The organism is Limnobacter humi (genome assembly GCF_024518835.1).
Lineage (GTDB): Bacteria > Pseudomonadota > Gammaproteobacteria > Burkholderiales > Burkholderiaceae_B > Limnobacter > Limnobacter humi.
Genome location: NZ_JANIGO010000001.1, coordinates 951034 through 974734, shown reverse-complemented (window position 1 = coordinate 974734; position 23701 = coordinate 951034). Strand labels below are relative to the sequence as shown.

Sequence of the window (23701 nt, the reverse complement as noted above, 5' to 3'; positions counted from 1 at the left end):
GCATGCTTTACCAACTGGTACATCTGATCAGGCAATGCAACGCATACCGCCTTTGCGATGAGCAGCGTTTAACTCTAAATACCAAACGGCCGATCTTTAGGGCTCAGCAAATATCGCGAGGTCAGTATCCGATCGTTGAGCTGCTTTTTCAAAGCTGGCAGCAGAAACCAAATTTCGGTTACACGCAAACCGTCCTGGTGATTTTAAAAGAACTGTATGAGTCCTATAGCTCAAGCAATGGCCGTGTGATCTTTCGGGAATCCCACCTTAAATTTCTCTCCGAGCTTCGTCAAACCTTCGCACCCGTCAACCAAAACCTAAATCGAGATTTTCTAGCCCATCTGCTTAGGAACCTCAATCAGCCATTTTCAAACCACAGGCTGTTCAAAGACAAACTGGAAGTCGAGCTTCGTGTATCAAGTGCGACAGCGATTGTCCCAAGCGACAACCAAACGAACTATGCTAAAAAAATTCAGCAAATTTTTCTAAAATTTTTTTCATCCTCTGCCAAACCAGCCCTTTTCTTTGGACCAGACACCCCTTCAGACGCTCGACCAAAGGAAACCACTAAGTATGAAATAACTGAAAGCGACAGCAAGGCAGTCCGCCAATTAAAGAACTACTCCAACAGAGATCCGGACGCCGTCAAAACGGAACAAGGCACTTCGCAAAATAATGCGACACCCCAACAGCACATCGCCCCTGAATTAACCCAAGATTCAATCGGCCAAGTGTTACTGGATTTAAATCATTCGACCTATTTCCCAACCAACCCCCATTTACCTCGCAAGGTTAAGCCCAAGGATGCTTACGAGATCTTGGAGGCTGGGAACACCAATCCGATCACCCATGATCAATTGGCCGATTTCCTAATTTGGATTGGATTTCAAATCGGCGCGGACCTTAGGGGCGCCTTGAGCGTCAAAGTTCATCATCTTGTGGAACCAGAGTTTGGACTTACGGGAGACTTGTCTGCAATCTGGAGGAGGCGCCCAACACTTCAACATGTCGGGAAAACAACGTTCAAACATCAGTCTCTGCTAAAGCATGAGATCGTAGAACGACGCTTACTACCGTCCAGGCTCTCCGATTATCTGAAAACCCATTGGGACGCCCACAATCATGTGCGTCTTCTCGATCTAGCGATTGAAAAACAATTCGATTCAAAAGTCGTTGATCTTGTCAAAGAACACTTCGGATTTGAGTCGCAAGCTTGGCTCCAAAGCAGCCGCCGATTGATGCTTCTAGAACGGGGCGATTCAGAACCCGCGGCAATGCTGCTACAGAAGAATGCTCGCTCAGAACTACACTCAAAGTGCGCTTATTACTCTGTGGTCAAAGACGGCATAAACCTGGCTGGCTCTCCCTACGCATTTGATCTAGAAAAATTCAAACTAGATGTAGAAGCGATAGCCCAGCATCTTCAAGAAACGATCAACAGTAAGTCGCTGTGTGAATCATGGAATGCTTATGTCACTCAACTGATGTTCAAAATTTATCTGACGACTGGAGGTCGACCAGTACGAGATGCATTCTGCGATCTGAATTTATTTACTGACGATTTCGATCTCATGATCGTGAATGACAAAGATATTTTTATGCGGGAACCAAGGCGGGTGGCACCACTTTGCAAAACACTTGCCGATGAAATTAAAATTCACTATCGCAATGCACTTGAAATCCTGGCCGCTAAAATTAAGGGCACCACACCCGAACTCTCGACTTACATCAAGGCACTGCTGATCCGCCCAAGCCACTCAAGTGATCAACGAATTCCGTTTTTCTTCTTTTTGACCACAAATGGAATCGAAGGGATCCCACCGGATGTCACCCTGCTTAAGAGTTTTGAATCGTTGCAAGCCAATTTTTTGCGCCACTTTGTAAGCAATCACAGCAAGATCACCGATCGCGATATTGTGGAGGGATTACTGGGCCACGAGAACGACAAGATCCCAGTGTATGGCCCATCAAGCCTTCGGGTGATGAAGAAGGACCATCAACAAATTCGACAGTTTGCAGAGGAGATCCTGAAGTTTTTGAATCTTAGCGATTCAATTCATATTGACTTCGTTAGCAAAGACAATGACGTGTTAAAGCAATCAGTCCCTAAACACTTCGGCTTGAAGTTGCGAAGGGCAGAGTACAACGAACTTGAGAAATCGCTCAGAGCAAGAGCGCACTCGGATGCCCAATCGATATCCAACCACCTGTCTTCGCAGGAAATCACACCAGCGCAAGTCGCTAAAGTGGCCCGGGATGCCCAATTAGAACTCAGCAACACAAAATATTTCCATATTTATTTTGAGAAGTTGACGTCCTTTCTTCGAAAGATGGCGCCAGATTTGGATCTGAGATTGTTCTCCCGATCTGGCCGAAGGATTTCAGAAAGAATACCCATTGATTTCTGTCAAAAATATTCCAGATACCGAGCATCTCACCTAGGTGTCATGGGGCTATTACAATCCAATTTGCAAGCAAAAAGAAAGATCAATCTTGAATTTTTATTCGCACTTTCTTTAATCAAATTAAATGGGGTTACCTGCAAAATCGCAATAGACGAAGTTCTCAGAGGGAATTACCTGATCGGAAGCGTCGGCAATAGCGTATTCATCGATATCCGTTTCACGGACACAGCACCCGACACTGCTGACTTGGTGAGACGACACCAACTTCATTGGTTATCCATTCACTACCACGAAAGGCTGGCAAATCAATTATCGTTAAGCCAAAAAAGCAACAATCTCGAAACGCTGGGACGTGATCTACAAGCAACGATCCGTAGCCTTGGCATCAGCGAGTCATTGCTAAATTCTAAACAGGACCTTCTTTATTATTTCGCTGAGATTGAGGGATCCTTTCAACTCTATGAGTCGCCTGGCTGCCTGGCAGCAATTGCCTCGGGCGAAACAAAGCATCGCAGCCCAAATTTTAAAAGCTTTCAACGAATCATTGACCCTGACTCCAGTTACATATCGGCTGCTGAACATCAGTCACAGCCGGTCTCTTCCGTACCATTCTCAACAGAACTGGCCAAAGTCGATGTGCCTGCAGCTGAAGACGAGACTCCTACAGCAGACGATGCTCCTGCATCAGAGGATGCTCAACAGACCAGCAATCAAACCAACAGCGAAACCACCGTCACGGATTCTATTAAGGAAAAAAGCACCTCAAAAAACTCCTTGGAATCCTCAACTCAAACACCACCAATTAAGTCTGTCTTCAACCATGTTCAAGCGATCATGGAACATGCAGGCCGATCGATATCGGATCTAAGCGCTGAGATCAAAATTGAAGCCTCGCTGAGCAAATCAGCGCTATTGGCCTACGCCAACGATATCGAAACTAGAAAACCCTCGAGGCGTGGCGGTCTAGCCAAGAGCACCAAATTAAATTACTACGGAAGGATCGCCAATCTTTTTAAAGAGACTGACCTGCAGCGCGAGATCGACTCCGAAGAACTAGAAGAGGTCATTGACACCATCAATGGCTACCTGATTGATCGGCAACAGATACTCCAATCTGCACAAGACGACCTAAGGCAAATTAGAGACTTTTTCTCAAACCTAGCCACACTGAAACCGTCTATGGCCGTCAAATTCGATAGCTTGGACTCCATCTATAGCCCTTCGACAGATCTTTTTTCCCACCAAGAAATGGATCTTATTTTTGATTATCTCCGAAACAATAAATCCGATGATCTTCAAGCAATTTTCATTCTACTTCGCCGCTTTGGCCTAAGAAAAAATGAATCATTTTTCACAAAACCCAGTTCCCTACACCTCCTAGACACGACGCCCTTGGTCAGGGTGGTTGGCGATAGTATTTTCCGGCCAAAGTTTCCGGCCTCTAATCGCTACGTGTTCTCTCAAAATGAGATTACGCGGGACGAAAAGGAAATTTTGCAGAGGACTAAATTTCGATCGATCAAATCGCGTTCAAGTTACCTCGGCAATTTATTTCAATCCACAACACGCCAAGTGGCGTTAGATCTCAACTGCATCATTAAAAACATTGCATCCAGGGGAAGTATCCATACACTGCGGCACAACTTTGCAGATGCGTTGACGAATGCTTTATTCCAGACCGCGATCAACGACCCCAGCGAGGGCCAGATGAATGGGGGTGCTCTAGCGAGTACAACCCCGCAAGGTATAACTAGGAAAACACTGTTTGTTGCAGGCCGCGTTTTAGGTCATGCCGGCACCATCACACTGCTTGAGACCTATTCGCATGGTGGATTTGGCGCCATTGATTCGCTCTATCGAAATCGAACGGTTGATGGCAAAGATAGCCCCGCTGCGGCTCAACATGCCTGGATCCCCCACACCTTGGCTTCAAGGTACAGGCTAGAAACCCAAAAACCACACCCGACAGAGTCCTTAAAAACTCGGTCCTTTATCGCCAAAGACTACATCCTCCAGTCGCTTGATTATCTTGGGAGGCCCAATGACTTGTCTGACTACAATTCGAGTTCAAAACGGAGTCTGTCGCGCCGGCTGTCGGGCCTTGGAACTGTCTTTAAATCCTTTCCGCCCAGCCTTCAACCCGCGTGCTTTGCCCACGATAAAACAGCACATATTTTTTTGAGCCGATCTTTTTATGAGCGTCTGGCCAAACATCTACCGGACCAAGCTGACGTCGAGAATTTGATTCGCCAAATTCAAGGGTCTGCGTCAAGCAATGCAAGAATTGCGACTCTCCAAAGAATTCCACTGCGGCTTCATTCGAGCTTCGATCCACTTGGAAATTTTACGCAGGACGCAAATTTTGTCATTCGTGAATCCATGAAGGAAAAGGATCTGCTTTATCTCGTTCATATCGTTGCGCTCCTACGATTCCTAGAACTTGATCCCAAAGACCTATTTTTTTGGTCAAACTCAACAGCCAAAGAGTGTGATGTGTGTAACTTGTTAGGCGATCTCAAACTCAATAGGCGATTGATCCCGTCGGGTGGGCCTTTGCGACAAACAGCCAAATTCAATATCGAAATGGAGACCATCTGGGTTGTTGGTGTTATACGCCAGAAAAAAGATGCCCCCTATTCAAACACTGAATTGTTCTGGATCGGATTGATCGTGCACTTGTTGGCTGGAGCCTACTAAATGACCTTTTACGTCGTTCACAAACTCAAGGTTAAAAACCCTCAGTCCCTGACAGAGGCGATGGCGGCGGAAAGTCTCAGGCTATTCAAAACCGCGAAGGCTCGACTTCTTCATAGCATCGCAGCAATTTTGATCAAACAAACTGATGGTGTTTATAGCATCGGCAACCTGGTTGGGGACTCAGATAGCGATAAGCAGCATTGGCTTCTTGGCTTTGACATCTCCTCAGCAAATGGGAATGAATCAGCGATATCTGAGCTCCTGGAATGGATCAATGCTCACATCCTTGATATCGTTTCTAGCCTACAAGGCGTTATATTCGAGCCGAGGCTTAACATCGCTTTGCTCAGGGGAAGAAGCCCGGGCGCTGAAATTGAAGCTTCAGACAAAAAGCAGCTCATTGAGCTCGTGCATAATTTCATTCTTGGCTATCTATCCGAACACGACTGCATCAAACTCAGAGACTTCTCAGGGTTGGCAGAAAACGCAGAGCTCACCATACACCCCGCTGAACAACTCAGTGCGTCCTGGGATACCACCCGAATTCATACTTTTAAGGGACGAGTAACAAGTTATGACGGAATCCAGAAAACTATCAAAGTGATCAGTAAGGATGTGCAAGCAAACCCAAATGGGGAAGAATTTCAACCTGCGCGCCACACATCAGCTGCAGATACCGACACTGAAGGTTATGAAGAGGAGAGGGAGGACAACAATGGCTCTACGGGCAAGTCAAAATTCCCACAGAAGCCGAATGAAGAGAGTTTTTTCATCAACACCGATGATTTTTCGAGTGTTAAACATCAAAGCAAATATATGCCTTGGGAAAAGAAATTCAATATGGAAATTGAGTTTCGGTATCAGGTTTTAGATGGCCGTAAACATGTGTGTCTGAGATTGGACGAAGAATATGATCGACTCCTCCCCGGTTCCTCTGAGTGATGAATTGGAACAGATACGAGGCCGTAAAGACCAAGCGATTTCTGCACAACTTAGGCCGCTAATTGGTACTGCTCAGCGGGTGTTCTCATGCCCAGCGCCTGGTGGGGTCTTTGGGTGTTATAAAAAACCGAATCCAGTCTGCAATCACTCGGCTGGCATGCTGGATGGTCTCAAACCGATGGCGGTGCACGCACTGCTCTTTAAGGGTTCGTATCACGCGCTCCACAATACCGTTTTGCTCGGGGCTGTAGGGCGTGATGAATTCCTGCTGCAAACCGTAGTTGCGCACCAGTGCCGTGTAGCTTCTGGAGCAGAACACCAAGCCATTGTCCGAACGCAGCAGGAAGGGTTTTGAGACCTTTCCAAGCACGCCAAAGCGGCTGATAAGGACTTGCTCCAGCGCAGACTCTGCCGTGGCCGATTTACCGCTTCTGCTCAAGTGCCAACCAAGCAATTCTCGCGTGTGTCAATCAATCACCAATGCCAAGCTAGCCCAGCCGTCTTTGCCACACCAAATACGACACAGGTCTGTGGCCCAACGTTCATCGGGCCGTTGCGCAACGGCAGGTAAAGCCTGTACACGCGGGCGAAAGCCAACGGGTCGCTTGCGCACCTGCCAGCTCATCAACTGAAACACGCGTTGCACGGTATTTTTGTTCATACCCCGGCATTATGTAGCAGGTGAACACCAGTAGGTCTCACCTGCTTTGTTTATGCGGTTCTTGAAGGATTCTAGAATTAGAAAAAACAGGTATCAGTGCCCCGAAATGAATGGCTGAATCAGCATTTTGGGGAGGTTGGAGTCGCCCTCTTGCCTGAATAGCTCAATGCCAATTGGCATCGTTTGAGCGTCTTCTTTCGGTTTTGCCATGTAAGTTCCAAATAGTCGGTCCCACCATGGGAAACTAAACCCGTAGTTTGAATTGGTTTCCTCCGGACGAATGGACTGGTGCACACGGTGCATGTCTGGTGTGACCACAAACCATCTAAGCACCCTCTCGGCCTTAGCCGGTAATCAACACAAATTGTTAACACAGCTAGAGAAATAGGATGGGCACCAGTGAAGCAATTAATTCGGCTTAGGCATGCAGGGAGAAAATACGCGGCGGTTTGAAAGGTCGTTCGGGTTCACCCGAGGAAACTCGCTTCAACACAAACATTTCAAGATGATTCTTGAACGATGAAGGCTGAGCGAGGCATGAGGGTATCAGTGCAATGCTTGGCATGCATTCTTGACAAGATATGCAGCCTTCGCAAGTCATACCTGACAGAGCTAGGTCATCCCGTTGCGCGGTCCATCTGACGGCTCCAATTCCCTGTTCGGGCTTAGATACAACAATGTCTTGGCTGACCGACCTGGTTTTTATCAGCTCAGACTGATTTGCCTGCTCGCATTCGAATCGACAGAGTTCCGCCAATGTTGAGGCCGCAACCTGAAAACTCAGGCATAACAGCAACATCATTGCCAAAAACCGATGGACTCGGGTCATGCGATTACGCCAAAAGGGATAATGTTGCTTGACTTAGCAGCAGGACATTCCCAGGGCACAACAGGCGGCTCCCGCTTCACAGCATGTGCCTGCGAAGGCATATGTGGTGGCCAGCAGACCAGTAAATACAACGCTTGCTTTCAACATCAAAGTTTTCATTACAGTTTTCCTTTTGAAAAGTGGGCAGACCATCTGCCCACTTCAGTGTAGAACATAAGGACTTTGAAAAGTTCAATCAGCCAAACCAATTTTTGACCGGAAGATGGCCATGCCCTTACTTTTTCTCGATACGGGTGACTGTCATGCTGGGGTCCAATGCGAACTTGACTTCGTCTCCGGCCTGTAGGCCCTTGAGCATCTCCATTGAACCGACCTTAAAAACCATCGTCATACCGGGCATTTGATGGCTTTTGATTTCACCATGCTTCAGTGTTACCTTGCCCTGATTGAGGTCAATTTTTTTGACGACACCTTCAGTCATGTCAGCGTCGGACAGGTTGCCAATGCGGTCTGAACCGTCAGAGGCTTTCACCGACGATTCCGTAGAGGGGGAGTGGCCTGCGTGCGGGTCCTGAGCCTGAGCTTGACCAAGGGTGAGCGCTGAAATTATGGTGATGAGTAAGTAATTGAGGTTTTTCATGGTGTTTCTCCAAAAGTTAAAACTGTGATTCGTAGGTTTGGACGGTGGCGTAAACGCGGCTTTGACCATCCCGAGTGAGCAAGAGCACTTGATAGGGGGAAAAATCAGCACCAATCTCCATCCCAGGCGAGCCTGCAGGCATACCGGGGACAACTAGCCCGATAGCGTCCAGGGGCTTCTCTTTTAGAAATTGGCGTATGTACTTCGCGGGTACATGTCCTTCGAAGACATATCCCTCGGCACTAACTGCCGTGTGACAGGAACGGTACCTAGAGTCAATTCCAAGTTTGTTTTTCAGCGCTGGCATATCAGACACGTTGTCGTACCGAACAGACAACTTGGATTGTTCTAAATGCTTTATCCAGTCCTCGCAGCAGCCGCAGGTGGGAGATTTGTACACCTGTAAGCCAACGACCTTAACAGGCGTGGACATGATTCTTTTGGGGTTAGTTGTTGGTGCGGTTGCCTCTGTACCCCAAGCATTCCCGCCCATGGCCCCATAAGCAAGGGCTAGTACCAGGCTGTGGCGAAGAAGCGACCTCATTTTTTAGCCCCTTTCGCATCTGCGACACGGATACTGCCGACCATGCCAGCTTCATAGTGTCCGGCAATGAGGCATGCAAACTGAAAGTCACCCAGTCGATTGAATGTCCAGACGATTTCCTCTGTTTGTCCAGGCGGTACATGCGCCATGTAAGGTGCTTCGTGCTGCATGTCAGGAAAGCGTTTCATCAGCTCTGCATGCTCTTTGTTTGCTTCAATGGTTCCAATGACGAACTCGTGCAGCAATACGCCTTTGTTTGTGACCACAAAGCGGATGGTTTCGCCAGGTCGAACGTTGAGACTGGATGGGTCAAAACGCATGTTGTCCGACATGGTGACCTGAACTGTACGCTGGGCCTTGGTAGGCATTGCGCCAATTCCCCAGGGCATTTGTTCAAAATCCTTCTCCGAAAAGACGGGCGCCTTCTCATGCGGGTTACTGCCATGTGCTAGTGCCCCATTGAATGTGGTTACAGCCATCAGGACAGCCCCTAGGTTGAGTAAGAATTGATGGATTTTCATCGTGGTTTCCTCAGTGATTTGAATGTCCAACGGGTTTTTTGACCTGAACTTCAATATTGGTTGCAGGCATGTTTTGAGCCTTCATGGCTGCAGGTCCCGAGCGAGCACTGGAGGGCGCAGGAGGCAACCCTTCACCTGTGTATTCATACGCCTGAGTCCCCTTGGGGTGCTGGTACCAGCCCGGGTCCGTATAGTCTCCAGGCTTTTGGTTGTCTCGAACTTTCAGGACGCTGAACATCCCGCCCATTTCGACAGAGCCAAAGGGGCCGTCCCCGGTCATCATGGGCAAGGTATTGTCTGGCAATGGCATGTCCATCTCGGTCATATCAGCCATACCCCGTTCCCCCATGGCCATGTAATCTGGAATCAGGCTGTGCACTTTTTTAGAAATCCCGGTGTGGTCCACCCCAATCAATGTTGGCAAGTCATGGCCCATTGCGTTCATCGTGTGATGGCTTTTGTGGCAATGAAAAGCCCAATCACCCACTGCGTCGGCAATGAACTCCATTTGCCGCATCTGACCCACAGCCACATCCACCGTAACTTCTGGCCAGCGACCACCCTTGGGGGTAGGGCCACCGTCAGTGCCTGTCACCTCAAACTCATGTCCATGGATATGGATGGGGTGATTGGTCATGGTCAGGTTACCCACCCGAATCCGTACCCGGTCACCTTTGCGGGCCACCAGTGGTGAAATTCCCGGAAAGACCCGGCTGTTCCATGTCCATAGGTTGAAATTGAGCATGGTCATAATTTTTGGTGTGTATGCCCCAGGGTCAATGTCGTAGGCGTTGAGCAAGAAGCAGTAATCTCGGTCCGCTTCTTCAATCAAAGGGTGTTTATTCTTGGGGTGTGTCACCCAAAAACCCATCATGCCCATGGCCATTTGTGTCATTTCGTCTGCATGCGGGTGATACATAAACGTACCGGGCCGCTTGGCTTCAAACTCATAAACAAAAGTTTTACCGGATGGAATTGCAGGTTGATTTAGCCCAGCCACCCCGTCCATGCCATTGGGCAGGCGTTGTCCGTGCCAATGAACACTGGTCTGCTCAGGCAATTTGTTGGTCACGAAAATCCGTACTTGGTCGCCCTCGACCACTTCAATCGTGGGACCTGGACTTTGCCCGTTATAGCCCCACAGGTGCGCCTTCATGCCTGGAGCCATTTCTCGAACAACTGGCTCAGCAACGAGGTGAAATTCTTTAACTCCTTGATTCATGCGCCAGGGAAGGGTCCAACCATTTAAGGTCACCACTGGGTTGTATGGTCGACCCGTTTTGGGAAACAGAGGAGCCATGGTGTCTGGCGATGTTTGAATAATTGGCTCTGGCAAAGCGGCCATGGCCACTTTGCTCACGGAAGTGGCAGCAACAGCACCTCCGGCGATGCCAGCCAGTTTAATAAAGTCTCGTCTTGAGTTCATGATGGTTCTCCAATCTCTTAATGCCCACCGGCTGAGGCCTGGCCACCGGTGCTGCTCATCATCAGATTGGCATTCAGTGGTTTCCCCATCAGGGTGGATTCAAGCGCCAATTGCGCCCTAATAAAATTTCCAACGGATTCAATGGCAGCTTGACCTGCGCGGACTTGATTGCGACTCTCCGCAAGTAGCTCAAACGTGCTGATTAACATACCGTTGTATTGGGAGACCCCCTCGTCGGCCAAGGCTTCCTGCATCGGAATGACATCATCCCTGTAGTGTTTGGCGATGTCGTAGGCTGTTCTGTAGGCCGAATAGCTTTCCCGAAGAGACGATTCTGCATTGCGGATGGTCCCCTCCAGCAGATTTGCCTTACTGAGCAGGTCTGCACCAAAAGCATCCCTTTTCAGTTCTCCCCAGTCAAAGAGTGGAAGTCGAATGTCCAGTTCATAACCCCTGGGATTGGACAAATTTCCAGAAGCTCGGTCATAGACTGAATTCCTACGGATACCAAGGTCCACATCAATAAAAGAGCCCACAGTTGCAAATCCAGCTCTTTTTAGCGCTGAATTGTAAGCAAGTCTGGCCATTTCAATGTCCAGGCGGTTAGTTGCCATTTGTGCAACTTTGGCACTGTCCATCGGAGCGTCTGGAAGGGCTGGTAAGTGGTCGGGGATTTTCAGCTTCGCCATCTGTTCTGTTGTCAGCCCCAGAATTCGACCCAATTTTTCGCGCGTTGCAATAGATGTTTGCTTGGCTTGGGCATAGGTCACTACCGCATCCGAGTAAAACATCTGCTGCCGAATTCTTTGGGTGGTTGTAAAGTTTCCAACTTCCGCAAGCCTTTTGGCCAATTGGGCACCCGCTTGGGCAGAACTCAACACTTTCTTGGCATAGGTTTCTTTCTGCTTGGCGACGACCGCATCCACCCACGCTTGTTGAACCGCAACCGACTGCCCGATAACATCGGAACTCATTTGCAATTGCGCTTGCTCAATCCGCAGGGAAGCAGATTGTTGTCGCCATGGCAGAGAGAGGATGTCCAGCAATCCAAATGTGATAAGCCGGCCAATCTCTAATTGGTCTCCGGTGGTGATTCGCTCGAAAGTGAGTAAAGGATTGGCAATTCGTCCGGATTGAGCCGCCAATGCTTGGTTGGCCCAGTTCTGCGCAAGCAGTGCCTGAAAATCCGGGCTATTGGCTAGCATCAGTTGAACACTGCCTGCCATGGTGAGCGGCTGCGCCAGTAACTTATCCGTCGTCTCGCCAAGTACCTGTTTTTGCGTGGCATTCAAAGCCAATGAGACTTTTCCGGCTGTTAGGGACTGGGTGCGCAGGTTGGTTTGGTCGATGGATTGGTTGATGTCCACTGTGGCACAACCGGCCAAAGAGGCAACAGCCAGGGCCAGTATCGATTTACGGAGGTAGCTCATTGCTGCCTCCCCTGGGGAGATTCACCTGCGCCCATCCCATGTTCCATGGACATGCCCTTCATCTGAGACATGTCGTGTTTCATTGAGGGGCGCGAGTTTTTGACTCCCTGCGAAGTTTCAGGGGCCACTGAAGGCTCCTCGCGAGAGCCTTCCCCCCCCTGAGAGGCCGCCTCTTTGGCGTAGTATTTCCATCCCCCCAGCTTTCCAACATGGTCGTTGGCGGTCCGCCAATCACGTCTTTGAGTGGGCTGATAGGAATCAAATTGTTCGAAGGCCGATTGGTATGTCAGGTCTGTCTGGGGTTCGGCAAAAGCCCCGTTCACACTGAGTAGACCCAAAAAGCCTATCAGTGCATTGCAAATTTGAGCGCGCATGGACGCACCTCCATTTCTGGTGTTCAAAAATCAAATGGCAAATCAGTTGATTTCAGGCAGAAATGGGGGGACGGTAAGGGGGAATGAGGTCTGAACTTTGATGCGCGAGAATCGGTGTAGTTGTTACTACCGAGGAAATTTTTACGGAGGGGCTATCCAAAAAAGGCAACATAAAAGATGCTTTGCAGGCAGCGTGGCAGTCGCAGCAGTCGCCTGCTTTGTCTTTTTGAGCTTTGTCCGCTTTGGCACCCGCATGTGAGTGTTTTAGATGCGGGTCATTCGCATGCTCGCCAGTCGCATCGTCGTGTTCATGCATCTGGTGCATGGGGGCGGAAGAATCAGAAGACGACTCATGACAACCAGCCATAGCAGCACTAGCTACACCCTGTAACAACAGAGAGCAGGCAACTAAGCACATGCAAAAGATTTGGAAGAAAGTTCGTCTCATTGCTCAACCTAATAATATTTCTAGTATAGCAACTTAACTTATCGATTGGGGACTAATTTCGTAAGTGTAAAACTATCGACTTGACGATTGCAGCTAGAGTCCTTGTGGGCTGAAAATCTCTCTACAGCGCAGACTACGGCTTGAACCAAGTGGAACCCGCCTCGATTCTTGGAGGGGGGGTGCCTCTATATGCTGATACGGGAACGGGAGTCTGCCTGAGTCTTCTCACAATAGTTTGTTCAAGACCGTTGAAGTCACTCTAAGCGTTTGAACAAACTCTTTGATGGGGACAAGGTCCTCTCCAGTGTTGTGGGGAAAACAAGAGCTAGCCCTCAATTCTTTGAATTTTTAAGGTCAAATAGTCAGTTGTAACTATATTAAAGCCAACACTTGGCCAAAGCTGAGAAACCTACTTCGCTGACGCAAACCTCTCGTTGAAGTCCTGAATAATCCTTAATGCAAGCGCGTTGGCATTCAATTTCTGAACAGGCCAAGCCTCTAGCCGCGCCTCAACCAGAAAAGTCTTTTAGTGTGACAGACGGGGAAAATACGCTCGTCACAGTAACACCACACATTTGATTCGCAGTTGCTTCGGATATCAGACAGGGCTACTATACTGTTTATTTAATCAGTATATTAATTGGTCATGAGTCTGTCGAGCTTATCAATCTGGTCCAAGGCATCAAGGCACTGGATAAAGAAGGCAAACTGGAATTTGCCTCGGTTGATTTTTGTGCTCAGGGCCTTGTGGTCAAGCTCTGAGCCGTACATCTCTAGCTTTCTCGCAAGCTCTTTGTATGTGACATCCTGCCTGGCCATGATGCTACGAAGCACCACTCGGGCTTGTCTTTCATGTTTCGTCATTTGGGGTCGGCCTTCATCCTGCCTCGAACGAAGCACTCAGGCCCAATACATTAGGAAGACCTTTAGTCTGTCAAATTTTTTTGTTCTTTATTCCTCATATATGAGGTTTATTCTTCATTTACGAATCAATAGATTCACTTCTGAGTTTGGTCAGTTTTTAGTGCCTAAACCCCTTGAGAGCAACTTCAAGGATAACGCGTCATGGGGCGAAATTGAAAGGGCAGCATTTCCTGCTGTCGCCAGAGGCACGCACTATCAGTCTGAGTGACGTGTTCAGCTGGTCTGAGAACAAGGTGTTTCGCACTTTTTGTGAATTCAGATGGGGCAGCAAAACCAAACAGGCGTGCCCGCGCTGCGCCGTTTTCGACACGCACCAATTCTTCAAAGGGACCAAGGTTGGTATGGATGGTAAGTCGGTTCCAGGCCTCTGGCGCTGTAAGCACTGCCATGGTTTCTTCTCTCTCACTTCTGGCACGGTGTTCAACTCCCACAAACTGCCGCTGCGGACCCTGCTGGCGGCCATCGTGCTCTTCGTCAACAGCGTCAAAGGACTGTCCGCCCTCCAGATGTGTCGCGAGATTGGTGTGTCCTACAAGACCGCCTATGTATTGCTTCAAAAGGTGCGGGACACCTTGTTCAAGGAGCGAATCTTAAACCCTCTCGAAGGAGTCGTTGAGATTGACGGGGGTTATCTCAAAACGGCTGTACGCAAAGCAAACAAGAAGACCGACCGCAAAGACCTGCGGCTTGAACCCAACCAAAACCCACTGAAATGCGTGGTGCTGGCAATGCGTCAGCGTTCCAAGGATTTTGCCCGAGGCGCTGACCGCAGCATCACGGTCATCCTGAAGTCTGAGAACCCTGAGGATGTACAGGCAGCCGTAGAGCGCTATGTGCGACCAGGCTCCCATGTCTTTACAGACGGTCACAATGCCTATTCGGCGCTTTCCAAGCACCCGGATTACATCCATGAGGTGGTTAACCACGAGGAGGAGTACCAGAGTGACGACGGTATCAACCAAAACCAGGCTGAGTCATTCTTCTCACGAATGCGTCGTCTGGTGGACGGTCAAATTCACAAGCTGGCTCAGAAGCACATCGACCTCTATGCCAATGAAATCGTCTTTCGCGAAGACTGGCGGCGAACAAGCAATGGATTCCAATTTCGGCTGGTTGGCCAAAAGCTGATGAGAAATGAGCCGTCTCGAAGCTTTGCCAAGTATTGGCAGGGCAACAAAAAGCGCAACCCTGCTATCGTGACTGCCGCTGCTTTAAGAACTGGTAATGTTCACCCATTTGTATGACCAGCCCCTGGGCAACGTGGCGTGTAAGACGTTGTGCAATATCCAGTTCGACTTGTCGTAGTTGTCGCTCAGTCTTGGCGTTGGCCAATCCATTGTGGGCTAGGCACACGGCAACCATTTCACTTAGGGTGAGTGTCTGGCCCCGCTTAAGCGGCTTGAGCAAAACACGGTCTAAGGCCGCGCTGATTAGTCGGGTATTTGGTGGCGTGTACCTTTTGGCTTTTGCTCCTTCAGGCGACAGCCCGAAAATAATCAAGCTGCTGGCCAACAATTCGACCCGCTTCCTCGCATCCTCTGCCTGTGGGGAGGTTCAGGGTCTTGCGACCAATAGTGCAATTCACTCAGTGCTGTGGCGTACCTATTCAGAAGGGCGTTGCAGTGCGCCGGGCGGACCTCTCGCACGCCTAGGGTCTTTGCCACAGCGACCCCCGTATAGTTCGGCTACTTTCAAGTAGAACAGCGTCGCCTTTCTCCTTTAGCAAGATTAGATAGTTCTTCGTCTGATGGCGAAGCTTGTTCCACACGAAAGGGTCGTCAGTATCAAGCCCAAGGGCCGTGCCAATCGTTATGGCTATTTCACGCGTGGTCTGTGGCACATCTGTTTGATGTAAAGCTTTAAGAAGCTCCGTCTTGAATGCACCACGTCGCTGCCCGTTAGCCCATTTGGCACAGTCTTTTACCGCCTCAACAGTTTGAGAGGAGCCAAGAGCCTCCAGAGTGTTTGTCAGGACCGCTACCTGTTCCTCAATTACTCGGCACTCGGACTCAAATGCGGAAAGTTGAGTCTGCAATTCCGATATCTTCGCAAGAAGAGGTTTCATCTGTTGAACTATCCGAACCCGTTGGCCAAGCAGCCGAGCTATTTTATGTTTGAGTCCGTAAACTGTGAGGTTATCCGCCATTTTTCTTTCTTCAATCAGAGTAAAAGCCGCACTGGGCTTTGCTCTAAGTGTAGGGAAAAAGAGGGATTGAAAAGGCCCCGAAGTGGGGCCCTTGATTTGTTCACCTGCTACATAATGCCGTCATACCCAGCAAATACGCCACGGTGCGATAGCCAAAGGCTGGGTTCTCTTCAACCATGGCCTTGATGGGTTTGACATAAGCCTCGTTGACCTTGGGTGCTGCTTTGGTGGGCCTTTAATAGACCTTTCTGCGTGGTACTTCAAACCATCGGCACAACTTTTCGATACTCACACCTTCAAACCGCCTTCAAGGAGTCCCTGCTGAATTTGGAGAATCATTTGTCGTCCTCCTCGCCCAGAAGGGACTGAAGCTTTTTTCTGGCACGCAACTCCAGCGTGGCCTCCCCGTATGCTTCCTGAAGGTCCTTGATTTGCTTCTCATAGAGTTCTTTGACTTCAAAGGGTTTGGCCTTCAGAGCATTCTCTATGCCCCGTTTGGCTTCATCGACCCAGTTATCGATGTCAGAGGGTGATAAATCAAATGTTCGGCTGGCCTCTGAGACTGTGGTCTTACCCTGAATAATGTCCATCACCAGGGCTGCTTTGCGCTTGGCTGTCCAGCGCTTGGTGTCGTCGTTCATTTCTATGCTCATCGGTGATTTCTCCTTCATTATCACCTGAGCAGAATTTCACTGGGTCATTACAGGTTGTTCCACAGAAAAAACAGCAAGCCGACACCATCAAGACACTGGATCGATTGGACATTCCCGCTAGGAAAATTCGAGTGATCTTCAACCGGGCGGATCCTGAATACAGTCAGAGCATTGACAGTTAATTCTCTGCCGTGGTGGACTTCCATCAATCGGAAAAGCGCTTCACTCTCAAGCGCGAAGTGGTGCTGTTCAGCAACGAAATTTTTGATCGTCTCCGCGCATTGAAAAAACCGTGGCTGAGGTGGTCAATGACACCACTAATTATCGCGCCCTGCTCCGTGAAGCCAAGACCGACGATGAGAAGCACGATGCGGTCTCCATGGTGTCGGCTCAACACCTGGCCAGGAGCGCCCACGAGAACCTCGATCAGATTTTCAAAGCACTGTTCAAATGGGCCATGGCCATGACGGAGAAACCACTGACCACCACCCGAGAAGCCTTGATGGCCGAGCTGTTGATTGATGTCGACCGACTGTTTGAGAAGGTCAGTGATTTGGACCGACCCGTGGGTTAAACCATCGAGAAGTCCACCAAAGAAGCTGTGAGGAAAGGCCAAGGATTATTTTTAGTTGGTTGTTCGGATTGTGGCTTCCTTTATTTGCCACCTCATATGGCTGGAATTCTTCTGCATGTGCAACAACTGCTTTTCACATCGTTTGTTTAAGGCTTTCCTTTGAGGTTATGTGCCCCGTTGACATGCACTCTGTTTGTTGCTGAGTCGTAATCTTGGCTGAACGCTGTAGACAATTCGGTCAAAATTCTGCATTGGCTGACCTGTTGAGACTCGCAACAGTTTGCTCTCAATGACCTGAGCTGTCGTTCCAGCACCTTTAACTCGTTTATACGTGTTGCCACATGGTCTATGTGCTCGTCGAGCAGGTCGTTCACTTGTGCGCAATTCTCCTGAGGCGAGTCCTTGAAGCGCAGCAGCACTCGGATTTAGTCCAACGTCATGTCCAACCCTCGGCAGCGCCTAATTAAGAACAGGCGATCAACGTGTTTGCTGCTGTACACCCGGTAGTTACCTTCTGTGCGAGGAGTTTCAGGTAACAATCCTACGCGTTCGTAATACCGAATCGTCTCAACTTGGGTGTGAGTGGCCTTGGCCAGTTCCCCGATTTTCATATCTTCACCTTGAACGATGCCAGGAAAATTGTATTACTTCATTGTAAAGGCTTGACATTGTAGTGGCTACAGGGTTTTAAATCCAACCAACAAGGAGAAGATCATGAACCCTACTCACCAATGCCAACAAGTTGACACGACCTGCGATTGTGGGAGTGGCGGTGCTAAATCGCTTGCTGTGGACGGGCCAACGGCGTCTAATGCAACGACTGTTGCGCCACAGCGGTTCCGGATCGCGAACATGGACTGTGCTTCAGAAGAGTCAGAAATCCGTAGAGCACTTGACGGCGTGGCAGGCATTCGTGGCTTGCAGTTCAACTTGGGCGACCGCGAGTTGGCCATCGCTGCGGATGATCATGCTCTGCAGTTGGCTCTGGATGCGATTCGCAAGGCGGGCTTCAAACCAGAGCCGCGCAACGTAGAAGACACATCGGATGGAGCTACTGCCGCTGCGCCAATTGGTTTCTGGGCCTCATGGGGCAAATTGATTGCTGCATTGGGGCTGGCCGTGGCGGCTGAAGGCTTGGCATTCGCTTTTTCAGATAGTTGGCCAGCAAAAGCCCTTGGAATGGCGCTGGCCGCGGTGGCCATCGCCCTGGCGGGTTTCTCTGTCTACGGTAAAGGGCTTTCCGCACTGCGGCAAGGCCGCTTGAACATCAACGCCTTGATGACTGTGGCCGTGACAGGTGCCTTCTTGATAGGCCAGTGGCCAGAAGCTGCCATGGTGATGGCCTTGTATGCCATAGCCGAGGCCATCGAGGCTCGAGCGGTGGACCGGGCGCGTAACGCCATCAAGAGCTTGCTGGCGCTGGCACCGGAGCAGGCCGAGGTTCGTCAAAGTGACGGCAGTTGGACGCGCGTCGGCGTTAAAGCGGTCGTTGTCAACGCGATAGTGCGCATCCGTCCAGGAGAGCGCGTTCCGCTCGATGGCGTCGTGACGCTCGGGCAGAGTGCCATCGACCAGTCCCCTGTGACTGGGGAAAGCCTGCCCATAGACAAGGCTCCTGGCGACGAAGTCTACGCAGGCACCATCAACCAGTCTGCAGCCTTGGAATTTCGAGTCACCGCGCCCGCTTCGGACAGTACCCTGGCGCGCATCATCCACGCAGTCGAGCAAGCACAATCGTCCCGTGCGCCAACACAGCGCTTTGTAGATCGGTTTGCCGCGATCTACACCCCTGCCGTTTTCATCCTGGCTGTCGCCGTCGCGTTGTTAGCGCCGTGGCTTGCGGACTTAACCTGGATGCAGGCTGTCTATAAAGCCTTGGTGTTGTTGGTCATCGCTTGCCCTTGTGCCTTGGTTATTTCCACACCAGTCACGGTCGTCAGCGGCTTGGCAGCCGGGGCAAGGCGGGGGATATTGATCAAAGGCGGCGTTTACTTGGAGGATGCGCGAAAGATCAAAGCTGTGGCCCTGGACAAGACCGGCACGATCACGGAAGGTAAGCCCAAACTGGTGGCCTTCGAGCCCGTGGACACAGGCCTTGATCAACGGGTGCTGGAAGGGCTTGCAAAGAGTCTCGCGGGCCGGTCGGATCACCCGGTTTCCAAAGCCATCGCAGAGGGGTTGTCAACCGCCGATCTAGAGGTGGGAGAGTTTCAAGCCGTCGCAGGGCGTGGAGTGCAAGGTGTCATCGGCAATCATTCCTACGCGCTGGCCAACCACCGCTGGATCGAGGAGCGTGGGCAATGTTCGGCTGAACTCGAAGCCCGCCTCGCAGTTCATGAAGAGGCAGGTCGCACGGTCACACTCCTCGCTAACAGCGAACGTGTGATGGCGATCTGCGCTGTGGCGGACACCATCAAGCCATCCTCCGCCCAAGCGGTGGCCGACCTGAAGTCGCTCGGCGTGACACCGGTCATGCTGACAGGTGATAACATCGCGACCGCGCGCACCGTCGGATTTCAGGCGGGCATTGCCGAGGTGCGGGGCAACCTGCTACCCGAAGACAAGTTGCAGGCCATCTGCGAACTTCAACAGCGCTTGGGCATCACGGCAATGACAGGCGATGGCATCAATGATGCGCCAGCACTTGCCAAGGCCGACATCGGCTTCGCCATGGGTGCTGCTGGAACCCATACGGCGATGGAGGCCGCCGATGTTGTGGTCATGAACGACGACCTGCGGCGTCTGCCGGAAACGATACGGCTCTCGAAGCGCACCCATGCTGTGCTTTGGCAGAACATCAGTCTTGCGCTAGGCATCAAGCTGGTCTTCTTACTTCTGGCCATCTTCGACAATGCCTCCATGTGGATGGCGGTTTTTGCGGATATGGGGGCAAGCTTGCTGGTGGTCTTCAATGGGCTAAGGTTGCTTGGAAGGCAACAGAGCAAGTAGAAAAGATGCACAGGGAAGTCTATAGCTGCTACACTGTTGATATGCGTAAATGGTTGGCAATCCTTTTGTTGGTGTTTATGCCGCTACAGCTTGGCTGGGCGGCTGCAGCCAGCTATTGCCAACACGAAACCGGTGCCGCAGCCAAGCACTTTGGCCACCATGTCCATCACCACAAGACTGCGGATGGCAAAGACGCATCTTCCGATCCAGCCAAGACCATCGGTGGCGATCCCGATTGCGCATCCTGTCACGCGGGATGTTTGTCGGCCTTGCCTGGGGCAGTCACGATTGCATCGCTTGCCGACTCGTCTCTGGATACAGCAGATTACTGGGCTCGTCTCACGTCGCCCCCTTTTGAACGCCTTGAACGCCCTCAGTGGCGTGTCCTCGCCTGATCGGCGGGGAGCGCGTTCCTTCCCCTTCGTTATCACCAATGCACGGATACGCCTAGCGCGTGACCGTATCAAGCCGACCTCGCTCGGCTGACGTGACGACGAGCAGGCGATCATTTGGATCGCTCTCCGCCGATTCCCTCGTGTATTTGAATATCACTGGAGAATCGGATTTTGAAGAGTTATCACAATCACAAACGACGGAAGTCAGTCTCCGTCCTTCGCGCCTCAAAAGTTGCGGCTGCGACTAGCCTGATCGTTGCGTTCACTGCAAGGGCAGCTTTTGCTCAGGCGCTGCCAGCAGCACAAGACAATGACCCAGTCGTCGGAAGCGGCTTGCCGAGCGAAGCGGCAACGATCCTGACGCTGCAAAAGGCAGTCGCGCTGGCCTTGGATGGCAATCTAGACTTGGCTGTCGCAAGGCGGGAAATCGAGGCAACGCAAGGTCAGGTGATCCAGGGGCAAGCTCGCCCCAATCCCGAACTGGCGTACTCGCTGGAAGACCAGAGGGCAGCGACCCGCACACAAAGTGTGCAGATCAATCTGCCCGTCGAAATGGGTGGCAAGCGCGCGGCCCGTATCACGGCGGCAGAACGAGGACGCGACATTGCGGTCGAAGAACTGAACTTGCGCCGCGTCGAAATTCGTGCCGCCGTGGTTGCTGCCTTCTTCGAGACTTTGGCGGCACAGGAACGCGCAGCATTGGCTCAAGCCAGTGTCGATCTGGCAAAACGCGCTACCGATGCTGTTGCCAAACGCGTGGCAGCGGGCAAGGTTTCGCCGGTCGAAGAAACCAAGGCACGTGTGGCCGAAGCAGGTGTGCGAGTCGAATTGGCACAGGCCCAGAGCGAGCAACGCAATGCTCGGGCACGCTTGGCCAGTTTGCTAGGGGCCAACCCACCTCGATTTACTCTCGTGTCGGGCGACGTGGAGGAGCTTCCGGCTGTCCCTTCGTTCGACAACGTCCAGCAGCGCCTGTCCGCTTCGCCAACGCTGCGCCGTATGCAGCTGGAGGTTGAGCGCCGCAGGTCGTTGGTCGATGTAGAGCGCAGCAAACGGATACCCGACGTCACATTCAGCCTGGGGGTGAAACGCCCCAACGAACTGCAGCGCGATCAACTGCTGTTCGGTGTTTCCGTCCCCTTGCCGCTGTTTGATCGCAATCAGGGGAACTTGTTGGAAGCGTTGAAGCGCGAAGACAAGGCGCGGGACGAACTCCAAGCTTTGAACATGCGAGTCAGCACGGACGTATTGCAAGCCCGCGAGCGGCTGGAATCCATTCGTGGGGAAGTCGACGTCGTGCAACGGGATGTTTTACCTGGGGCCAAAAGTGCCTACGACGCGGCCACCGTCGGATTTGAAAACGGCAAGTTCAACTTCTTGGAAGTGCTGGACGCACAGCGCACCTACTTTGCCGCCAAGTCCCAATACCTCAAAGCATTGGTTGAGGCGCATCGCACGGCTGCGGACATTGACCGCGTGCTCGGCGAACCTGGCGCAAATGCTACCCAGCCAGCGAATAAGGAATAACCATGAAAATCGACACCAACAAACTGAATGTCAGCAAGAAGCATCTGATCGCCATCGCCGTCATCGTTGCGGCGGGCGTTGTACTGGGCAGCGCCATTCTCGGCGTCACTGCAACCAAAACAGCCGAAGATGACGGCCACGGTCACGGCAGCCACGTTGAAGCCAAGGCACATAGTGATGGTGAGCATCACGGCAAGGCCAGTGGAGAAAAACACGATCACGACAAGGATCATGCGGACGGCGAGCACCACGAGGCTCCGAGCAAGGGGCCGCATGGAGGCAAGTTGTTCAAGGAGGGGGATTTCGGGCTGGAAGCGTTGCTGGCCGAGGACGGCGGCGAACCCCGTTTGCGCATCTGGCTGTTCGATAAGGACAAGCCTCTACCCAGCGGTGCAGCCAAGGTCAGCGCCACCATCACGCGCTTGACCGGAGAGAAGCAGACTCTAAATTTCGCACCTGACAAGGACAGCCTGTTGAGCCGCGAGGTCGTGCCGGAGCCGCACGCGTTTGAGATAAGCATCGTTGCCCAGACAGCCAACGAACCCTTCATGTTCGTGCTCAACCAAGAAGAGGGCAAGGTCGAACTCAGTGATGCGCAAATCAAAGCGGCATCCATCGGTATCGATACGGCTGGTGCGGCACGAATCAAGTCCGCCCTGCAATTGCCAGGGGAAATTCGCTTGAACGAAGACCGGACGTCACACGTTGTGCCACGCATTGCGGGGGTGGTCGAGAGCGTGCAGGCCAGCTTGGGGCAAGCAGTCAGACGAGGACAGGTTCTCGCTGTCATTGCGAGCCCGGCTGCGTCTGAGCAACGCAGTGAACTGCAAACCGCACAAAAGCGTCTGGCCTTGGCCAAGACCACGTTCGAGCGTGAAAAGCGACTCTGGGAGCAGAAAATTTCAGCAGAGCAAGACTATCTGCAAGCAGGGCAAGCGCTGCATGAGGCGGAAGTTGCTGTGGCCAACGCTCAACAGAAGCTCTCCGCTTTGGGCCTAGCCACGGGTTCTCCTGGGGGTCTTAACCGCTTTGAATTGCGTGCGCCCTTCGATGGCTTGGTGATTGAAAAACATCTTAGCCTCGGTGAAGCCGTCAAGGAGGACGCTGCCGTGTTTACCGTGTCCGATCTGGGGCAGGTTTGGGCTGAAATCAACGTACCTGCCAAAGACTTGCCGCTCGTCAGGGTCGGCGAGAAGGTTGCCATCAAGGCCACTGCATTCGATGCCAGCGCGACCGGAGTCATCACCTTTGTTGGGTCGCTGATTGGCGAACAGACCCGCATGGCCAAGGCCCGCGTGGTCTTGTCCAATCCCAAAGGTGCTTGGCGTCCTGGACTGTTCGTCAACGTGGAAGTGACATCCTCAGAGGCCGACGTACCTGTGACAGTGGCCAGCGATGCCATTCAGACCGTGGGCGACAAGCCGGTCGTGTTCCTGAAGGTAAATGGGGGTTTCATTGCCCAGCCCGTGCAGTTGGGCCGCAGCGATGGCAAGCGCGTCGAGGTGGTGCAAGGGCTCAGAGCCGGGGCGCCGTATGCGTCGGCGGGAAGCTTTGTAGTGAAGTCAGAGCTTGGCAAAGCCTCTGCCGAACACACCCATTGATATCGGAGCGACACA

At 51.5% G+C, this 23701-nt stretch carries 19 protein-coding genes and 1 pseudogene; 8 read left to right on the top strand and 12 right to left on the bottom strand.

All coding sequences use genetic code 11. The annotated features are described in order from the left end of the window. Positions 1-2 precede the first annotated feature (2 nt). Positions 3-5102, top strand: coding sequence for a hypothetical protein (locus NQT62_RS04590; RefSeq protein ID WP_256763425.1), 5100 nt, complete (start codon positions 3-5; stop codon positions 5100-5102). After that, on the top strand, positions 5103-6044 hold the full coding sequence (locus tag NQT62_RS04585) for a hypothetical protein (RefSeq protein ID WP_256763424.1): 942 nt from the start codon (positions 5103-5105) through the stop codon (positions 6042-6044). A gap of 85 nt (positions 6045-6129) precedes the next feature. On the opposite strand, the gene NQT62_RS04580 is transcribed toward NQT62_RS04585, so the two are convergent. The 10 genes from NQT62_RS04580 to NQT62_RS15495 form a co-directional block, all read right to left on the bottom strand. After that, a complete protein-coding gene (locus NQT62_RS04580) occupies positions 6130-6483 on the bottom strand; it encodes an integrase core domain-containing protein (RefSeq protein ID WP_256763423.1) in 354 nt (117 codons plus the stop codon). Between the two features lie 27 nt (positions 6484-6510). After that, on the bottom strand, positions 6511-6705 hold the full coding sequence (locus NQT62_RS04575) for a hypothetical protein (protein ID WP_256763422.1): 195 nt from the start codon (positions 6703-6705) through the stop codon (positions 6511-6513). Between the two features lie 93 nt (positions 6706-6798). Beyond that, the gene (locus NQT62_RS15500) at positions 6799-7038 is read right to left on the bottom strand and encodes a sterol desaturase family protein (protein WP_349256618.1); all 240 of its coding nucleotides are present in this window, start codon (positions 7036-7038) and stop codon (positions 6799-6801) included. Between the two features lie 770 nt (positions 7039-7808). Further along, positions 7809-8174 carry a copper-binding protein gene (locus tag NQT62_RS04570; RefSeq protein WP_256763421.1) on the bottom strand — a complete coding sequence of 122 codons (366 nt, stop codon included), beginning with the start codon at positions 8172-8174 and terminating at the stop codon, positions 7809-7811. Between the two features lie 16 nt (positions 8175-8190). After that, on the bottom strand, positions 8191-8481 hold the full coding sequence (locus NQT62_RS04565; RefSeq protein WP_370569141.1) for a DUF411 domain-containing protein: 291 nt from the start codon (positions 8479-8481) through the stop codon (positions 8191-8193). Positions 8482-8714: 233 nt separating this feature from the next. Then, complete coding sequence (locus NQT62_RS04560; protein ID WP_256763419.1) at positions 8715-9239, bottom strand: cupredoxin domain-containing protein; 525 nt, start codon at positions 9237-9239, stop codon at positions 8715-8717. 10 nt (positions 9240-9249) lie between these two features. Beyond that, complete coding sequence (locus NQT62_RS04555; protein ID WP_256763418.1) at positions 9250-10665, bottom strand: multicopper oxidase family protein; 1416 nt, start codon at positions 10663-10665, stop codon at positions 9250-9252. 17 nt (positions 10666-10682) lie between these two features. Further along, positions 10683-12095, bottom strand: coding sequence for a TolC family protein (locus NQT62_RS04550; RefSeq protein ID WP_256763416.1), 1413 nt, complete (start codon positions 12093-12095; stop codon positions 10683-10685). Beyond that, positions 12092-12469: a hypothetical protein gene (locus NQT62_RS04545; RefSeq protein ID WP_256763415.1), complete on the bottom strand. Its 378-nt coding sequence runs from the start codon at positions 12467-12469 to the stop codon at positions 12092-12094. The genes NQT62_RS04550 and NQT62_RS04545 overlap by 4 nt, the downstream gene beginning before the upstream one ends. A 1084-nt stretch (positions 12470-13553) precedes the next feature. Further along, the gene (locus tag NQT62_RS15495) at positions 13554-13781 is read right to left on the bottom strand and encodes a DUF6471 domain-containing protein (protein WP_370569125.1); all 228 of its coding nucleotides are present in this window, start codon (positions 13779-13781) and stop codon (positions 13554-13556) included. A gap of 212 nt (positions 13782-13993) precedes the next feature. On the opposite strand from NQT62_RS15495, the gene NQT62_RS04540 reads away from it, so the two are divergent. Next, complete coding sequence (locus NQT62_RS04540) at positions 13994-15085, top strand: IS1595 family transposase (RefSeq protein ID WP_256763413.1); 1092 nt, start codon at positions 13994-13996, stop codon at positions 15083-15085. A gap of 1237 nt (positions 15086-16322) precedes the next feature. Here the strand turns inward: NQT62_RS04540 and NQT62_RS04535 are convergent. Continuing rightward, on the bottom strand, positions 16323-16640 hold the full coding sequence (locus NQT62_RS04535) for a DUF1153 domain-containing protein (protein ID WP_256763412.1): 318 nt from the start codon (positions 16638-16640) through the stop codon (positions 16323-16325). A 292-nt stretch (positions 16641-16932) separates the two neighbouring features. Between NQT62_RS04535 and NQT62_RS04530 the strand changes: the two genes are divergently transcribed. Then, positions 16933-17214, top strand: coding sequence for a hypothetical protein (locus NQT62_RS04530; protein ID WP_256763411.1), 282 nt, complete (start codon positions 16933-16935; stop codon positions 17212-17214). Positions 17215-17360: 146 nt separating this feature from the next. On the opposite strand, the pseudogene cadR reads toward NQT62_RS04530, so the two are convergent. Further along, positions 17361-17825 (bottom strand): annotated as a pseudogene (gene cadR, locus NQT62_RS04525) (Cd(II)/Pb(II)-responsive transcriptional regulator). 103 nt (positions 17826-17928) lie between these two features. On the opposite strand from cadR, the gene NQT62_RS04520 reads away from it, so the two are divergent. The 4 genes from NQT62_RS04520 to NQT62_RS04505 all read left to right on the top strand — a co-directional run bounded on the left by NQT62_RS04520 (position 17929) and on the right by NQT62_RS04505 (position 23686). After that, a complete protein-coding gene (locus tag NQT62_RS04520) occupies positions 17929-20163 on the top strand; it encodes a heavy metal translocating P-type ATPase (protein WP_370569124.1) in 2235 nt (744 codons plus the stop codon). A 77-nt stretch (positions 20164-20240) separates the two neighbouring features. Beyond that, positions 20241-20558, top strand: coding sequence for a hypothetical protein (locus NQT62_RS04515; RefSeq protein WP_256763410.1), 318 nt, complete (start codon positions 20241-20243; stop codon positions 20556-20558). 168 nt (positions 20559-20726) lie between these two features. Continuing rightward, a complete protein-coding gene (locus NQT62_RS04510; protein WP_370569140.1) occupies positions 20727-22085 on the top strand; it encodes a TolC family protein in 1359 nt (452 codons plus the stop codon). 2 nt (positions 22086-22087) lie between these two features. After that, the gene (locus NQT62_RS04505; protein ID WP_256763407.1) at positions 22088-23686 is read left to right on the top strand and encodes an efflux RND transporter periplasmic adaptor subunit; all 1599 of its coding nucleotides are present in this window, start codon (positions 22088-22090) and stop codon (positions 23684-23686) included. The last annotated feature ends 15 nt before the right edge of the window (positions 23687-23701 follow it).

What these genes read in the sequence shown, in the direction of transcription:
- NQT62_RS04590 (WP_256763425.1), top strand. Translation starts at nt 3, where the DNA reads ATGCTTTACCAACTGGTACATCTGATCAGGCAATGCAACGCATACCGC.
- NQT62_RS04585 (WP_256763424.1), top strand. Translation starts at nt 5,103, where the DNA reads ATGACCTTTTACGTCGTTCACAAACTCAAGGTTAAAAACCCTCAGTCC.
- NQT62_RS04575 (WP_256763422.1), bottom strand. Translation starts at nt 6,705, where the DNA reads ATGAACAAAAATACCGTGCAACGCGTGTTTCAGTTGATGAGCTGGCAG.
- NQT62_RS04570 (WP_256763421.1), bottom strand. Translation starts at nt 8,174, where the DNA reads ATGAAAAACCTCAATTACTTACTCATCACCATAATTTCAGCGCTCACC.
- NQT62_RS04565 (WP_370569141.1), bottom strand. Translation starts at nt 8,481, where the DNA reads ATGCCAGCGCTGAAAAACAAACTTGGAATTGACTCTAGGTACCGTTCC.
- NQT62_RS04560 (WP_256763419.1), bottom strand. Translation starts at nt 9,239, where the DNA reads ATGAAAATCCATCAATTCTTACTCAACCTAGGGGCTGTCCTGATGGCT.
- NQT62_RS04555 (WP_256763418.1), bottom strand. Translation starts at nt 10,665, where the DNA reads ATGAACTCAAGACGAGACTTTATTAAACTGGCTGGCATCGCCGGAGGT.
- NQT62_RS04550 (WP_256763416.1), bottom strand. Translation starts at nt 12,095, where the DNA reads ATGAGCTACCTCCGTAAATCGATACTGGCCCTGGCTGTTGCCTCTTTG.
- NQT62_RS04545 (WP_256763415.1), bottom strand. Translation starts at nt 12,469, where the DNA reads ATGCGCGCTCAAATTTGCAATGCACTGATAGGCTTTTTGGGTCTACTC.
- NQT62_RS15495 (WP_370569125.1), bottom strand. Translation starts at nt 13,781, where the DNA reads ATGACGAAACATGAAAGACAAGCCCGAGTGGTGCTTCGTAGCATCATG.
- NQT62_RS04535 (WP_256763412.1), bottom strand. Translation starts at nt 16,640, where the DNA reads ATGAGCATAGAAATGAACGACGACACCAAGCGCTGGACAGCCAAGCGC.
- NQT62_RS04520 (WP_370569124.1), top strand. Translation starts at nt 17,929, where the DNA reads ATGAACCCTACTCACCAATGCCAACAAGTTGACACGACCTGCGATTGT.
- NQT62_RS04515 (WP_256763410.1), top strand. Translation starts at nt 20,241, where the DNA reads ATGCCGCTACAGCTTGGCTGGGCGGCTGCAGCCAGCTATTGCCAACAC.
- NQT62_RS04505 (WP_256763407.1), top strand. Translation starts at nt 22,088, where the DNA reads ATGAAAATCGACACCAACAAACTGAATGTCAGCAAGAAGCATCTGATC.